Here is a 14,672-nt window from a genome sequence, read left to right as displayed (position 1 = left end):
GGGAGCAGGGCGCTCGCCGTCGTTATCAAAACGTGATCTAGTATGGGGAGGCGGTTGGGACTCAGCCCGCTGCCGATGAGGAATGGAGTACCCTTGTCCACTCGGACCCTACTGAAACGTGCAATCGCTGTTGCGACCGTAACCACCGGCCTCGCCGCCCTGGGTGTTACCGCGGCCAATGCGGCCGGCATGAACTACGTGTATTGGGAGCCCACCTACGTCCACTGCAAATGGAAGCAGTGGACCGTGCTCAACGAAGAAGGCACCACGCTTCTCCGGGACTGCACCGAATCGAACGGCCAGTGGTACTTCACCACGCTGGAGTAAGCGGGTCGCGGTCGCGGCCACTTGTCTTCAAGTACTTGAAGTTCCTATCGTTGATGTTGTGAGCGCACCAATCATCCGGCACACCTACTCGATCAAGGAGGCAGCGGCGCTGACTGGGCTGCCGGCCAGCACGCTGCGCTACTACGAATCCATCGGTGTCATCACCCCGATCCGTCGCGGCGCGAGCAGCAAGCACCGCGTCTACACGGACGAAGACCTGGACCTTTTAACCTGGGTGTCCTGCCTCAGCGCGACGGGCATGTCGGTCGCCGACATGCGCCGCTACCTCGCGAACGGAGACCTCGGACCGGCTGCTGCCCCGGAGCAGATCGCGTTGTTGAAAGCGCAGCAGGAGCAGTTGGAGGACGAAGCGAGGTCCATCGCCCTGCGCAAACGGTACGTTGCGCTGAAAATCGACTACTGGGAGGCTGTCCACGCCGGTGACGGCGCCAAGGCCGAAAGACTCTCGGACGAGGCCCGCACGCTGGCCGAAGACCTCAAGAAAACCAGGAAACAGTAGACAACACGCCCATCAATTCGCGGACCCAATGGTCCGCCAGTCCGGCGTGCCCAAAGACAGGAAGGAACTGACATGAAGTTCACTCGCAGTGGCGGCCAGACGGCCAGTGGCCCGGGATCATGGTTCACCGGCACCGTCTATATCGACGGCGTACGCAACCCCGACGAGCAATCAGCGGTCGGTTGCGCGCACGTCCGCTTCACGCCTGGCGCCCGCACGGCCTGGCACACCCACCCCAAAGGTCAGACGCTGTACGTCACGGACGGCATCGGCTACGTTGCCAGCCGCGGCGGGCCGGTGCAGGAGATCCGACCCGGTGACGTCGTCTACATCGAGCCCGGTGAGGAGCACTGGCACGGCGCCAGCGCGGACCGCTTCATGGCCCACGTCGCCATCCAGGAAGCCGACGACCAGGGCCAGGTCGCGACGTGGGGCGAACACGTCACCGACCAGGAGTACGACCGGCCCACCACAACGACCAACTGACCAGCCCCCTATAAGGAGAAAACACATGACCACCATTTCCCACGCCTACGCTGCCCCGTCTGCCACCGAGGACCTCGTTCCCACGACCATTGAACGCCGCGACGTCGGACCGCACGACGTCCTGATTGAGATCAAGTACGCGGGCATCTGCCACTCCGACATCCACACCGTGCGCGGCGAGTGGGGACCGCAGGCCTTCCCGCTGGTTCCCGGCCATGAGATCGCCGGCATCGTCACCGAGGTCGGACCCGAGGTGACAAAGCACGCCGTCGGCGACCGGGTCGGCGTCGGCTGCATGGTCAACTCCTGCGGCGAGTGCAGGAACTGCAAGGCCGGCGATGAGCAGTACTGCCTCAACGGCATGGTGGGAACCTACGGCGTGACCGACCGCGACGGGACCATCACGCAGGGCGGATACTCCACCCACGTTGTCGTTACCGAGGACTTCGTGCTCCGCATTCCGGACGGCATTGAGCTCGACGTCGCCGCCCCGTTGCTCTGCGCGGGGATCACGACCTACTCGCCGCTGAACCGCTGGGGTGCCGGCCCGGGCAAGAAGGTCGCCGTCGTCGGCCTCGGCGGACTCGGCCACATGGCCGTCCAGCTCGCCCACGCCATGGGCGCGGAAGTAAGTGTCCTCTCGCAGTCCCTCAAGAAGCAGGAAGACGGCCTCCGCCTCGGCGCGGACCGCTACTACGCGACGAGCGACGAGACCACTTTCACCGAACTGGCAGGCTACTTCGACCTCATCATCAACACCGTCAGCGCGTCGATCGACATCAGCGCTTTCCTGGGGCTGCTGACCGTGGACGGCGCCATGGTCAACGTCGGCGCGCCCGCGGAGCCGCTGCCGGTCAACGCCATGGCCCTCATCGGCGGGCGCAGGTCCTTCGCAGGCTCCATGATCGGCGGCATCCCCGAAACCCAGGAAATGCTCAATTTTTGCGCCGAACACGGAATCGGGGCCGAGATCGAACTCATCTCCGCCGACAAGATCAACGACGCCTATGAGCGCGTCCTTTCCTCGGACGTGCGCTACCGCTTCGTCATCGACGCCGCCACTCTCGTATAACGCAGCGGCTTAACCGGGAGCGTGGCGGGTTCCTATTGGCCCCGCCACGCTCCTAAGGATTCCGCTTAGCGGCCTTGCTGCCGGTCCAGGTATGTCGCTAGGTTCGCCAGGGATGAGGCCAGGCCGGCAGCATGGTCTTCAGCGGAAATGCCTGCAGGGACATCGTCGGCGCGGATATCCACCCGAGTTCCGGCGGCCACCGGCGCGACTTCCCACGTCATCGTCATCGTTCCGGCATAGGCGGGATCATCTGATTCGAAGTCGACCGCCTGTACAACCCGGACGCCTGGAACGATCTCGACGAAACGTGCCTCGACGACGTCCGTGTCACTCGTGGCCTTGCCTGCTGCCGTCGATTTGTCCGTATAGGTGAGGACCAAGCGGTAGGAGCCACCCGGCCGGGGGTCGAACCGTTCGAAGCTGCCGCTCATGCCCTCCGGCGGCAGCCAGGCCGTGAGCGAATCCGGGTCGATTAGAGCAGAGAAGACTCGTTCAGGCGGCGCCGCAACAACGCGGGAGGCCTTGTCCGTGCGTGACATGGTTCCATGGTAGATCCTGTCCGTCTGGCTGGGATCGAGGCTGGGACGGGGATGGGCGGGCAGGGGATCGGGGCCTGCCAGGGCCGAGCGTTTCGCCGGCGCTAGGGGTGCTTGCGCTTCCAGGCGGCGTGACCCCAGCAGGCGGCCGCCACGAGGACGATACTGACGATCAAACCGAGGCTGAAGATGGTGCCGTAGCGCCTCTCGTCCGCTAGACCGGCGGTGAAAAAGGTGAACAGCGAGCTGCCCAGGAACAGCGAGAAGGCAAACAGGGACACGCTCGTGGCGCGGGCCTGCGGGGCGACGTCGGTGGCCCAGCCCTGCATCGAGGAGTGCAGGATGGCGTTGGATGCGCCGACCAGCAGCGCGGTCGCGGTCAGCGCAGCGGGCAGTTGCGACAAGGAAGAGGTCAGGTAGGCGACGACGAGGACCAGTCCGCCGAGGGCCATGAGTCGAGTGCGGCTGAAATGGCGAACTAAGCGCCGCATCAGGCGGGCACCAAGGATGACCCCGATCCCGTAGCCGGCCGCGAGGATGCCCGCCAAGGTGACCCCGATGCCGGCGTTCTGCAGCGCCGGGACGAAGTAGGTCAGGATGCCCATCAGCACCGCGCCTTCCAGGGCTGCCAAACCGTAAACCCCCAAGGCGGAGCCGGAAAACGCCAGGCGGAAATTGGCGCCACCGCGGTGGGCCGATCCATCGCCCGCCACCCCGCGAAGCCAGATCAGCAGGACCAGGCAGCCAAGGGCCGGCAATGCGAAGACCAGCCGCCAATCAAGCACGGCGGCCAACGTGCCCGCCGCGAGGGTGGCGATGGTGGTTCCCAGCGACGAGTAGATTTGCAGGTCGGATAGGCCGCGGGCCCGCTCAATCCCGGTCCGGGTGTCGCCCAGGATGGTCAACAGCGTGGGATACAGCGCCCCGGCCATCAGCCCGGTGAAGGCCCGGGCCAGGAGGAGCGGGAGGTAGGCGCTGAACAGGGTGCTCGCCAGCGCGCCGACCAGGACACCCGCCAGTGCGGTGCGCAGTACGGCCATGCGGCCGAATCTGTCGCTGAAGAAACCCCACACCGGCTGCCCCACGGCGTAGAGCAAGGCGTAGGCTGCCACCAGTTGGACGGCCTGACCGAGGGACAAATCCGTCCGCTCGGCAAGCACAACCAGCATGGGCGGGGTGGCAAAGCGGTCGAAGAACGAGAGGAAGCCGATGGATCGCAGGACCGAATCTGGCACGGGTGCACGCGGCTTGCCGGACTCTCCAACGGAACCGGATGCGTGCGCCATCATCTGTTTACTGGTTCCTTGTCGTCGGGCCTGCTCCGGTAGCTGAGACTAACAGGACTATTCCTCCACAGGTGAGTCGGACGGAATGAAGACGGTGGACAGCACGCGCCGTTTCCGCCCCTTGCCCTGAGTGTTCACAGAGTACTTCTGCACCACGTCCCGCATCTCCCCGGCGAACTCTTCGAACTCGCTGTCGCTCAGCCACAGGGCAGTCTGCCGGTAACCTACGCCATCGCGGACCAGATCCACCTTGCCGCGGTCCAGCGCGCCGTCGATGTAGCGGTCGAAGAGTGCCAGCAGTCCGGCGGCGAATCCCATGAACGCCTTCCGGTGGTCTTCGGGCGACATCGACGCCAGGGCATCTGCGGAGAGCTCGGTGGCTGCCAGATCCAGGGCATAGGTCCGCTCCGTCGTGCCTCTGACCTGGCGTTCCTCAACGACGGACAGGACACCGGCCTCGGCGAGCGTGCGGATATGGCGGTAAAGCGTCGCGGGCGGCACATCGGGCAGTTGCGAAGCCATGCCGGCAGTGGTCAGCGAGCGGTTGCCTAAGAGCGTCTGGCAGATCCGCAGCCGCACCGGATGAAGGACAAGGTCTGCACTGGATCGGTTGGCCATGAAGCTATGTTCTCACTATTGACAACATTATCGCAATTGATAATAATGGTCCTGTAAACATCGATTACGAGAGTTGCGGAGAGACAATGGCGCGGTTGGTCGTCAGCGATGGAGTTGTCCGCGTGGAGCTGAGCAGAGGCGAGAAGGTCGCCGGCCTGCTGCCGGATCTGAACATACCGGCCACTGCGGTGGAGGACGTGCAAATCCTGAAGGACGGCTTCACCGGAGTCACCGGCATACGGGCGCCGGGCCTGGCACTTCCCGGCCGCGTGCGCATCGGCACCTGGCGCGGATCCCGGGGGAACACCTTCGCCGTCGTCCATCAGGGAAAGCCGGCCGTGCAGTTGGCGCTGAAGGACCAGAAGTACCGCCGTGTCGTCGTCGAGGTTGAGGATGTTGAAGGCGCAGCCCGGCAGGTGCGGGAGGCAGCCGGTTTGAGTGACAGTGCGTCGCCGGTTCTCGAAGACGCCACCTTCCACTCGGATGGCCTGAACTTCGCCGGAACCTGGACTCTCCCGGCGGCCGGACCCGTGAAGGGCCTTGCCCTCTTGCTTCCCGGATCCGGAGAGGTAGACCGCAACTCGGACCACCGCCGGATGCCGCTGGGCGTCACCCGCGATCTGGCCGAGGCGCTGGCGCTCGAGGGCATCGCTTCTTTCGGCTACGACAAGCGAGGCGTCGGCGCGTCCGAGGGCTCCTTCCTCGCCGCGGGCTTCCACCATAATTACGACGACGCCGCGGCGGCCCTCAAGATGGTCGCGCGGCGCTCGCCGGAATTGCCGGTCTTCGTGGTCGGCCACAGCGAAGGTGCCTTTCACGCCACCGCGCTCACAGCGCGCCAGCGGGAGCGGGTTGCCGGTGTCGTCCTGCTCTCCGCATCGGCCCACAGTGGCCAGGAAACTTCGCAGTGGCAGGTCGGGCAGATCGCCGGGGCGCTGCCTGCCTTCCCGCGGGTGGTGCTGAAACTGCTGCGCACGGATCTGGCCAAGCAGCAGCGGAAGTCGATGGTGAAGCTTCACGCATCGGACCAGGATGTGCTGCGGATGCAGGGTCGGCGGATGAACGCCCGATGGATGCGCGAGTTCCTCCAGTTCGATCCGCTGCCCTTCCTTAAGCAACTGGACATGCCCGTACTGGCCATCAGTGGCGGAAAGGACCTGCAGGTCAACCCCGCCGACCTGGAGATCATCGCCAGCAGGGTTCCGGGACCGGTGGAAACCAAGTGCATTCCTGACCTGACGCACCTGCTCCGCCGGGATCCGCGGACGCCGATGCTCAGTGACTACAAGCGGCAGATCCGTGAGCGCACCGATGCTGAGGTGCTGGAGACAGTGGCAGACTGGGTGCGGACGCAAGTGCTGGCCGCATCCCTGCCACCGACCTAAAAAGTAGTACTACCTCTGCAGACGCGCGCGGCGACCGCGCAGCGCGGCTGCTCCTTCCTGCTAAGTGGAAACAATGGGTCTGGTGGCTACTTGGTGGCCTTGTATGCGTTCACGCGGCCATGTGCCCAATGAGTGCCAGTGCCGGAAATTTTGTCGGCGGTTGATTCAATATTGGCGCGAACGGAAGTGTTGGTGGCGCCAGGATGTGAGGTCCAGGCAAGTGCGGCAGCGGCCGCGACGATCGGTGACGACATGGATGTACCGTTGCCCACGTCGTAACCCCGTGAGCGGTTGTACTGCTTGGCCAGGACGAAGTCGTGGTTGGGGAAGGTGGAGTAGACATTGACCCCTGGTGCGGCGACGTCCACCCACTTGGCCCCGTAGGTTGAGAAGGATGCTTTCGCATCGTTGTTGTCTGTTGCCGCAACCGCAATAACGTTCGGATATGCGGCTGGGTAGATCTTGGACTGACTACCGGTATTGCCAGCTGCGGCAACCAGCACAGCACCTTTGTTCCAGGCGTTATTGACCGCAGTTTCCAAGGTGCGTGACGAGGTGCGCTGTCCGATGCTCATGTTGATGACCTTGGCCCCATTGCTGACAGCCCAATTCAGAGCGTTTGCGATGCCGGATGTAGTGCTGACCCCGCTGTCATTAAGGACTTTGCCATCCAGGATTGTGCAGTCCGGGCATACGCCGGCGACACCCTCCGTGTTGTGAGCGGCGGCAACAATGCCGGCGACGTGGGTGCCGTGGCCGTAATTATCTTCACCGGTTGCCCCATTACTGAAGTTGGCTCGTGCAACGACCTTGGGTGTGATGTCGGGGTTGTCGCTAGCAACACCCGAATCGAGAACAGCAACTTTTATGCCGCTACCCGTCGTGACGTTCCACGCTTCGACGGCATCCACATCAGCGTCCACTTTGCCCCCGGGTACAGATAGGTCCCCGGCAGTGTTAGTGAACGACTGACCCTGGTTGTGCACGGCGTATTGCCGCGAGAAATACTCATCAGTTGTAGCGGCAGTAACGAGTTCGTCCGGCTCGGCATACTCAACCGCCGGGTTCCGGTCCAAGGCCTGGATGAGTTGGGATTCTTTACCGGCCGGTACCTTGATGAGGCGGGCGCCAGTGCTGCCGATACCTGGGCCCTCGCTGAGGCCATGCTGGCGCATTACGTCAGAGGCAGTATCGTTGTCGCGGAATTTGACGATTATTTGTCCCGCGGCGGGTGATGATTCGGATGCTGCATTGCCGGGGGCTGCCAAGGTGACTGTGCCAAATCCAATGACTGCCGCTGCGAAGCTAGCTAACATGACTTTTTTCATGAAGCTATCTTGCGCTAGTCTCCATTGGTTGGATAGCCCAAGCATGCCCCCCAATTTGGAACTGTCTGTTTGAAATGCTGGCGGTCTGTCGCCTCACCCTGGAGCAGCACTTCGGGCTCGAGGACGCGCCTATCTACCTCTGAGCCGAGCTTCGGCTGGACCTCCACCCTTGTTCATGCAGGCGTTCGAACCCGTCCAACAGCAGGTCCAGCGCAAACTCGAACTCGAACTGGTCGTCGCAACCCTGGCCGACGACGGACTCGTCGTCGTGGTCCGCCCTCATGGCGATCTCCATGACATGCGGATACTTCTCGGCCATCGCACGGAGCACCTCCGGAGGCACTTCCTCCGGGGCATTCGCGGAGTCGTCGAACACTTCCTGCGTGAAGCCCCACATCCGACTCCCAAGCGCATGCATTACGTGATGGGTCAGATCCACCGAGAAGCCGCCAGTGCGGAACAACCCGATCATCGAGTCCATATACTCCAGCACCACCGGTGACTTGTTGGTCCGCGACTCGATCACCCGGCGTGCCCACGGGTGCCGGAGGAGGATCTGCCGCGCGGCGAGGACCCGCTGCCGGACCGAGCTCTTCCAATCCGCGCCGCTGGCACCGGTGTCGATCTCGCCAACGATGACGTCGACCATGCCGTCCAGCAGCTCTTCCTTGTTCGCGACGTGCTTGTACAGCGCCATCGGCACCACGCCCAGCTCCTGAGCGAGCTTCCGCATGCTCAGCGACTCGACTCCTGATTCATCCGCAAGAACGACGGCGGCACTCAGCACACGTTCCCGGCTCAGGGGAGTGCGGCGTACAGTTTCCGTCTGCTGAGCCATCTGGAATCCCCTTCTTTAGGCAGCCAATTTCTATTGACAAGTGTACGCCGTACACCTACCTTTAGTTGCATCAGGTGTACGCCGTACACCAAAGGGAAAATCGGACCGCTTCTCCCGGCCCATCCAGCAAAGGATTCGAAATGAACGCCAGCAGAAAGACTGCGACTGTGGTGATGGGGACAGAAATGAAGGAAAGCCCCCGCGGCCGTCGAACCACTCGAGGCTGGTGGCTCGTGCCCGCCGCCTTGATCTTCGTCAGTCTCATCCCGGTGTTCTTTGGGACGGCCCGCCTCGCGGAGCTGACGGGCGGGGCCGAGGTGACACCGGCCAACCACAGGTTCTTCGACTCGCCCATCCCTGTACTGATCCACATTCCCGCCGCCATCGTGTACTCCTTGGTCGGGGCGTTCCAGTTCGTCCCCTCGCTCCGCCGCGGCAACCGCGGCAGGCCCAGCTGGCATCGAATTGCCGGGCGGATTCTGGTACCCGCAGGCCTGCTCGTCGCTTTATCGGGTCTGTGGATGGCTGTCTTCTACGACCTTCCGGCCAGCGACGGACCGCTTCTGCTCGTTTTTCGTTTGATCTTCGGTTCGGCCATGGTGGCGAGCATTGTCATGGGCATTCTCGCGATCCGGCGCCGGGACTTCGCCGCCCACGGCGCATGGATGGCACGCGGCTACGCCATTGGCATCGCCGCGGGAACCCAGGCACTCGTCAGCATCCCCTGGCTTCTCCTCGTCGGCCCTGCCGACGTGCTGACCCGCGCACTACTCCTCGGCTCAGCATGGGTAATCAACCTTGCGGTCGCTGAGTACTTCATCCATCGCCGCGCCCGTCGGGCGGTGCGAAAGAACAATGTCTCCAGCCCCCTTGCCGCGCCGGCAGCCACAGCGTCGCTCTGATCGCTTGCTTCGATCAGCGCCGTCCAGCTACATGCCGGGCATGCCGGGTGACATGTCCCGTTCCATGTTCTGCGAGATCCCGGGGGCCGGATGCAGCCCGGGCAAAAGAGCCGGATTCGCCGGAACAAGCAGGGCGAAGATAATCAAGGCGATGCCGGTGATCTTGCTGAAAGCGAGCCCACGCGACCAGGTCTTTTCCAGCAGGATTGCCGCGGCTATGACCGCCATCCACGTCAGGTTCATCGTGCCCACCAGGATCAGCACGACCATCATGCCCCAGCAGCACCCCACGCAGTAGATGCCGTGGTACAAACCGACGCGGACGTCGCGGAGGGGACCTTTGTATCTGGAGACGTGGAGGAGGAATGCAAGCGGGGAACGGCAGTGCCGAAGGCAGAAATTCTTGAGCGGGCTCAGCTGGTAGATCCCCGCTGACACAAGCAGACCTGCTCCTATCCACGGGGCCGTGTCCGGTGCCTCCGCCGCCAGCATCCCGAACAGTTCAGCTGCCCCGTAGGCAACAAGGCCAAACGATAGCCAGGTCAGCAGGTAGCCGATAAGCAGGGCAGCAGAGCGGGAAGCTCTGACCCAGTTGTTCTGAACGATTCGAATCGAGCGAAGATATGCGGAGAGAAGCGGGGCCAAAGCGGGGAACATCATGGCGGTCATCATGAGTATCCAGCCAGCGAGGAATCCCATTAGGCCGATCCCCATGGTTCCGGGACCCGCTGGCATTCCGCGAGCGGCGAGGACAGTGAAGTACCAGGCCAGCACGGCGCAAACAATCAGTACCAGTAGGCCCGGATGGGGACGGGCCAGAATGGTGCCCGCAGAACCTTTATGCTGACCAGGCGAAGGGAGCTGAGAAGGAGTTCTTGCCGGCATTGTCCCAGCTCATCCCGAACACATCGACGCGCCCTTTGCTGGCCGTACCGGCTGCCAAGGTGTCGGCGGGGAAGCCCACTCCGCTAACTTTGATGCCCTTCTCTGTAGGATCCATGGGCGAAACGAAGTCCTCGACCGCAACATCCAAGGCAGTGCCGACCTTGACCTGGTGCTGGCGTCCGTTGTCCGAGTAAGTGATGTCCATAGACTCCGAGCCCGCCATCTCACCAACCAATTGACCCAGATCTTCCATCGGGCCACCCAGCTGGCCGCCGAACACTGCAGCGAGAGCTTCGGCCTGTTCTTTGGAGGCTGCCGAGTCCAGAAGTAAGCCGAGTTTCCAGCCTCCCTCGCTCATGAGTGCAGGTGCATCGCCGACGATGCAGACATTCAGGCCGCCAACGTCGACCCCGTTTACTTCGCCGGTATCTACATGGAATGCCAGTGCTGCATTGCAGCGCTCGTTGTCGGCCGGGGCGGTAAGGCCCGAAGTCGAGCACGGACAAACCATGTCGCAATTGCAATTTTCGAAGTATGTACCTTCAACATGCCAAGCCATTTTGAGGCCCCTTCCGCAATAAAAGGCTTCCCCGCTATGAATTTTCCTCTCGGCCAGAAGGGGAATCAAGGCATTTTCGTCTAGTTAGGCGGCCGGTAGAAGGTTGTTCCGCAGCGAGCGCCGTTCACCGACGGCAGGAGAATCTGAAGGCGAAAAATATTCACGACGGCGGTGCTCCAGCCGCCGCTGTCGGCCGGGGGAGGGCAGTCGCGCCCCCTTCGTCCGATTGCACCTCGCGCAGGCAGCCACAAAGTTCTGCAGCGAAGTCGCACCGCCCCGGGACCACGGGTAGAAGTGATCTCCGTGCTCGGCAGGGCGCGAACAGCGACGGCGGAACCCGGCTTCCAGCTCGCAAAGCCCACCGGCGCGGGCCATGCCATCGCGGCGCTGCTGCCTGGTGAACCGGCGCACCGGGTCGCGGCGTCGGGCATCTCGAGCTGTCATGACGGCGCCAAGCACTGCGAACAGCGCAATCACAACCATAGGAGCTACGGCAACGGGCACGACCTGTGCCGCCAACCCGCCCAGCACGTCCGCTGGGGCGGCAAGCATGGGAGGTACCTCGAGCCGCTGCAGGGCGAGAAACACGGATGCCAGCAGCCACAGTGACACGGCCGTGCAGGCGTACCCCAAGAATTTGCGCGACCAATAGATGCGACCAAGTTCAGACACTGTTCCCCCAACATCACTGGGCCTCTGAGCCCGTCGGTCTCAAACGACATGATGGTCTCCATCGAACACCATGTCGATTGGATCAGCGATTGTGTCGGCTATCGGCTCCGTAAACCCCGGGCCTGGTACCTTGGGCGCATTGTCGAGGACAAACACGGCTAGGCGATGAGAGCCACTGCCATGACCATCGGCAGCGAGACGACCGAGGCGATGGAGGTGACCATCGTCAGGGTCTTGAACGTTCCTTGAGTGGACAGTCCGAGCAGTGACTTGAACATCCAGAAGAAGTTGCTGTTCACCTGAAGAGCGAACATGGCCCCCGATGCGATGGCGAGGCCGATGACGATCGGCGGGATGCTGATCGAGCCGAGCACCGGGCCGATGATTCCGGCGGCCGCGATGGCAGCTACGGACACGGACCCGATTGCTAAGTGCAGCACTGCGGCGATGACCCAGGCGAGCAAGATGCTGAGGATGACCGGCGCTGTTGCGTCGGCGGTGAAGAGGTCGGCCAGGATCGTGTCGAGCCCGGTCTCCCCGATGACGGCGCCAAGGGACCCGCCAATGCCGGTGATGAGCAGGATCTCACCGGTGGTGTGGAAGCCTTCACTCATTGCGGTGTCTGTGCCCTTCGAGCCTAGAGTGCGCCGGCAAAGCACGTAGGCACCGAGCAAGCCGACGAAGAGCGCGAAGTTGGCGTCGCCGAGGAACGTGATGAAGTCGTTGGAGAACCCGAACAGCTCCGCGAAGGCGCCGAAGGCGATCATCACTAGCGGTACGAGAATGGGCAGCAAGCAGACGAACAGCGGGGGAGTTCTGGTGTCCTTCTCAACTAGTTCGGTGGTCTCCAGTTCGACCATCGCCTTATCGACTTCTTCGTCCCTGTCCGCTTTCCAATAACGGCCGCGCAGGAGCCAGCGGAAGATCAAGGTCGTCGCGATCGCGGTCAACGGCCCGAGCACTAGGCCATAGACCAGCCAAAGGCCTAAGGGAATGTCCATCAGGCCAGCTATGGAGACCGCGGCCAGTCCCGGGATCACGAAAACGTAGCCGGCGAAGATCCCGGTCCCGAGGGCACCGGCCATGTGCGGCAAGCCGGTCCGGCCGATAAGGGGCCCGCTTGAGCGCGCCACCGGCGAGGCCAGCACAACCTGCACGTCTACGTAAATCGAGGGGAAGATCGTCGACATCGCCGCCGTCAACGCGTACGGAAGTCGGCGCGCACCGACACCGTTGACGAGCATCGTCACCATCTTCCCGAAGGCGCCGATCGCATGGAGCATCGCCCCGATGAGCACCCCGAAACCGATGAGCAGGCCAACCTCGCCCATGATTTCGCCGAAACCGGTGGCGATCGCAACGATCGTCGCGGTGAAACCGACGCCGGTGGCGAGGCCGAGGTAGAGCGACCCGATGATCAGCGAGATCACCGGGTCGACTTTGACCTTGATGATGAGCAGGATGATGACGATGATGGCTATCGCGGTGTGAAGGGCGATCATGGCCTGCTCCTGCCGTTACGCGGAATGGCGAGGTCTATCCGGCACCGTCGCCACATAGGCCCAACACTCTGGCCCCCAGTCCATACGCTGAGGTTGGCAGTGTCAAGGAATCCAAGGTAGTTAGTTCTTCGGCACAACCAACTCGTGCTGGTGCACCTTGGACTCCTGCTCGCCCAGGATGCCACCGGCAAGTTTTATGGTGTCGCCCTCCTGCAGGTAGGGGAAGCGTCCGGACATGGCGACGCCTTCCGGAGTGCCGGTGTTAATGAGGTCACCCGGTTCAATCACCATGTACTGGGACAGCCGGTAAACCAGTTCGGCGGCGTCGAAAACCATGTCCGTGGTGGAGCTGTCCTGCCGCGGATTGCCGTTGACCCAGGACTGAAGACGAACACCGGTATCACCGGCTGCCGCATGGACTTCAGCGGCGGGGACAAGCCACGGTCCAACGGGGTTGAACGTGGGAGACGACTTTCCTAGCGTCCACTGCGCCCCCGAGTGCTCCAATTGGAACTCGCGCTCAGAGATATCGTTGGCCAGCACGTAGCCGGCGATGTGAGCAGCCGCGTCGGCCGGGGAAGCGAGGTAGCTGGCCCGCCGGCCAATTACTACGCCGAGTTCCACCTCCCAGTCGACCTTTTCGGCGCGGGGCGGAATGACGACGTCGTCGTTTGGCCCGATTACCGTGTTGGGGTGCTTGTAGAAGACGATGGGCCGCTCCGGAATGGGGTTGCCCGATTCGGCGGCATGGCCGGCGTAGTTCAGGCCGATGCCGAGTACGGCGCCGGGCCGGGCAATCGGAGCGCCGATGCGCAGGCCGGCAGTGTCAAAGGGTGCCAAGGCCTCGAGCGGCAGCTCGTCCAGCCGGTGTGCCCAGGTTTCCAGGAACGCCCCGTCGATATCGGCTGTGACCGGCCGGAGGTCATACGCCTGCCCCTCCGTGGAGACGAAGACGGGCACTTCCTGTCCGGCTTCGCCGATGCGCATAACTTTCATGCGGGATCCTTTCGTTGTCGTCTGGGATCCGCGCTGGCACCCAATCCGAGCTGGCATGCCGTCGGTAAGCAGTGAGCGACCCAAGGCGCGGTTTCATAATGTGGAAACTAATTCTCGCTACGCGGTAGGGCGACTTTATCCAGCGTCGCGGGGTGCGTCAAGTTTTACGGGAAGAAACAAGTATGCCGTCTCTTGCGGCCGAGCATGGGGCTGCTTGAATGCAACTGCGCAGGCGGCTATAAGGTACAAGGGCTCGTTGGCTGGCATTGTCGGCATCGTGACTCTGGCCTACGGACTGTATGCGTCTTCGCGCTTGTCCCTGGTGTTCGTCTGGAAGTTCGTGCCTGAAACCAAGGGCAAGGAACTCGAGTCTATGTAGCTTGGCCATGTAGGTCACCAAGGCGGCTCGTTTGGTTGCAGCGGCCAGTCGTCGAATGGCCGGTTCCAGTCTTCCGGTCCGCCCTGCAACGGCTTGTCGGCCGGTACGGCCTTCTTGGCAGTCTCGGATACGGCGGGTATTTGGGCTGGTTCGTGGGGCGTAGGAACGTACGGTGACTTGGGATGGCCTGGTGTCGTGGCGCTGTCAGCCGCGATGAGTGGCGGCAATGTTTCTACCTGTTGGCCGGGTGGACCGGAGCCAGGTACCAGTGAGAGTTCTGCCGGTTGTGGTGGGGGTTCCGCGGCGGTCCCGTTCTTAACGCGCGGGGTCTGGGCCGGGGCGTCGGGCAGGGGTGTGCCGGCGAGTCGGTATCGGTTGCGG

17 protein-coding genes are annotated in these 14,672 nt (G+C 63.1%); 7 read left to right on the top strand and 10 right to left on the bottom strand.

Annotation, left to right across the window (positions count from 1 at the left end; genetic code table 11):
* Positions 1–93 precede the first annotated feature (93 nt).
* The 4 genes from AC3A4M_RS22540 to AC3A4M_RS22525 all read left to right on the top strand — a co-directional run bounded on the left by AC3A4M_RS22540 (position 94) and on the right by AC3A4M_RS22525 (position 2,405).
* Positions 94–327, top strand: a complete 234-nt coding sequence (locus AC3A4M_RS22540) for a hypothetical protein (RefSeq protein WP_498738821.1) — start codon at positions 94–96, stop codon at positions 325–327.
* Positions 328–385: 58 nt separating this feature from the next.
* Positions 386–847 (top strand): MerR family transcriptional regulator, encoded by a 462-nt coding sequence (locus AC3A4M_RS22535; protein WP_498738819.1) that lies wholly within the window; start codon positions 386–388, stop codon positions 845–847.
* A gap of 72 nt (positions 848–919) precedes the next feature.
* Entirely contained in the window at positions 920–1,333 is a 414-nt protein-coding gene (locus AC3A4M_RS22530; protein ID WP_498738817.1) for a (R)-mandelonitrile lyase, read from the top strand.
* Positions 1,334–1,358: 25 nt separating this feature from the next.
* Positions 1,359–2,405, top strand: a complete 1,047-nt coding sequence (locus tag AC3A4M_RS22525; RefSeq protein WP_498738816.1) for an NAD(P)-dependent alcohol dehydrogenase — start codon at positions 1,359–1,361, stop codon at positions 2,403–2,405.
* A 65-nt stretch (positions 2,406–2,470) separates the two neighbouring features.
* Here AC3A4M_RS22525 and AC3A4M_RS22520 read toward each other — a convergent pair whose 3' ends face one another.
* The 3 genes from AC3A4M_RS22520 to AC3A4M_RS22510 form a co-directional block, all read right to left on the bottom strand.
* Complete coding sequence (locus AC3A4M_RS22520) at positions 2,471–2,944, bottom strand: SRPBCC family protein (RefSeq protein ID WP_498738814.1); 474 nt, start codon at positions 2,942–2,944, stop codon at positions 2,471–2,473.
* 101 nt (positions 2,945–3,045) lie between these two features.
* Entirely contained in the window at positions 3,046–4,230 is a 1,185-nt protein-coding gene (locus AC3A4M_RS22515; protein ID WP_498738810.1) for an MFS transporter, read from the bottom strand.
* A 54-nt stretch (positions 4,231–4,284) separates the two neighbouring features.
* Positions 4,285–4,845, bottom strand: a complete 561-nt coding sequence (locus AC3A4M_RS22510; protein WP_498738808.1) for a helix-turn-helix domain-containing protein — start codon at positions 4,843–4,845, stop codon at positions 4,285–4,287.
* An 86-nt stretch (positions 4,846–4,931) separates the two neighbouring features.
* Between AC3A4M_RS22510 and AC3A4M_RS22505 the strand changes: the two genes are divergently transcribed.
* Positions 4,932–6,230, top strand: coding sequence for an alpha/beta hydrolase (locus AC3A4M_RS22505; RefSeq protein ID WP_498738806.1), 1,299 nt, complete (start codon positions 4,932–4,934; stop codon positions 6,228–6,230).
* Between the two features lie 86 nt (positions 6,231–6,316).
* Here AC3A4M_RS22505 and AC3A4M_RS22500 read toward each other — a convergent pair whose 3' ends face one another.
* Together AC3A4M_RS22500 and AC3A4M_RS22495 are read right to left on the bottom strand one after the other, a co-directional pair.
* On the bottom strand, positions 6,317–7,558 hold the full coding sequence (locus tag AC3A4M_RS22500) for a S8 family serine peptidase (RefSeq protein ID WP_498738804.1): 1,242 nt from the start codon (positions 7,556–7,558) through the stop codon (positions 6,317–6,319).
* A gap of 133 nt (positions 7,559–7,691) precedes the next feature.
* Positions 7,692–8,396 (bottom strand): TetR/AcrR family transcriptional regulator C-terminal domain-containing protein, encoded by a 705-nt coding sequence (locus AC3A4M_RS22495; RefSeq protein WP_498738802.1) that lies wholly within the window; start codon positions 8,394–8,396, stop codon positions 7,692–7,694.
* 140 nt (positions 8,397–8,536) lie between these two features.
* Between AC3A4M_RS22495 and AC3A4M_RS22490 the strand changes: the two genes are divergently transcribed.
* Positions 8,537–9,298 carry a DUF2306 domain-containing protein gene (locus tag AC3A4M_RS22490; protein ID WP_498738800.1) on the top strand — a complete coding sequence of 254 codons (762 nt, stop codon included), beginning with the start codon at positions 8,537–8,539 and terminating at the stop codon, positions 9,296–9,298.
* A 27-nt stretch (positions 9,299–9,325) separates the two neighbouring features.
* On the opposite strand, the gene AC3A4M_RS22485 is transcribed toward AC3A4M_RS22490, so the two are convergent.
* The 5 genes from AC3A4M_RS22485 to AC3A4M_RS22465 all read right to left on the bottom strand — a co-directional run bounded on the left by AC3A4M_RS22485 (position 9,326) and on the right by AC3A4M_RS22465 (position 13,912).
* Positions 9,326–9,997: a DUF2182 domain-containing protein gene (locus AC3A4M_RS22485; protein ID WP_498738798.1), complete on the bottom strand. Its 672-nt coding sequence runs from the start codon at positions 9,995–9,997 to the stop codon at positions 9,326–9,328.
* A gap of 139 nt (positions 9,998–10,136) precedes the next feature.
* Positions 10,137–10,811 (bottom strand): DUF1326 domain-containing protein, encoded by a 675-nt coding sequence (locus tag AC3A4M_RS22480; protein ID WP_498738796.1) that lies wholly within the window; start codon positions 10,809–10,811, stop codon positions 10,137–10,139.
* 15 nt (positions 10,812–10,826) lie between these two features.
* Entirely contained in the window at positions 10,827–11,117 is a 291-nt protein-coding gene (locus tag AC3A4M_RS22475) for an HNH endonuclease (protein WP_498730906.1), read from the bottom strand.
* Positions 11,118–11,572: 455 nt separating this feature from the next.
* Positions 11,573–12,916 carry a GntP family permease gene (locus AC3A4M_RS22470; protein ID WP_498738794.1) on the bottom strand — a complete coding sequence of 448 codons (1,344 nt, stop codon included), beginning with the start codon at positions 12,914–12,916 and terminating at the stop codon, positions 11,573–11,575.
* Positions 12,917–13,036: 120 nt separating this feature from the next.
* Positions 13,037–13,912 (bottom strand): fumarylacetoacetate hydrolase family protein, encoded by an 876-nt coding sequence (locus AC3A4M_RS22465; RefSeq protein WP_498738792.1) that lies wholly within the window; start codon positions 13,910–13,912, stop codon positions 13,037–13,039.
* Positions 13,913–14,126: 214 nt separating this feature from the next.
* Between AC3A4M_RS22465 and AC3A4M_RS22460 the strand changes: the two genes are divergently transcribed.
* The gene (locus tag AC3A4M_RS22460; protein WP_498738791.1) at positions 14,127–14,291 is read left to right on the top strand and encodes a hypothetical protein; all 165 of its coding nucleotides are present in this window, start codon (positions 14,127–14,129) and stop codon (positions 14,289–14,291) included.
* Positions 14,292–14,672 lie beyond the last annotated feature (381 nt).

The sequence above is a fragment of the Arthrobacter sp. Soil_C_60 genome (assembly GCF_057656375.1).
This window is presented reverse-complemented; position numbering and strand designations above follow the sequence as displayed.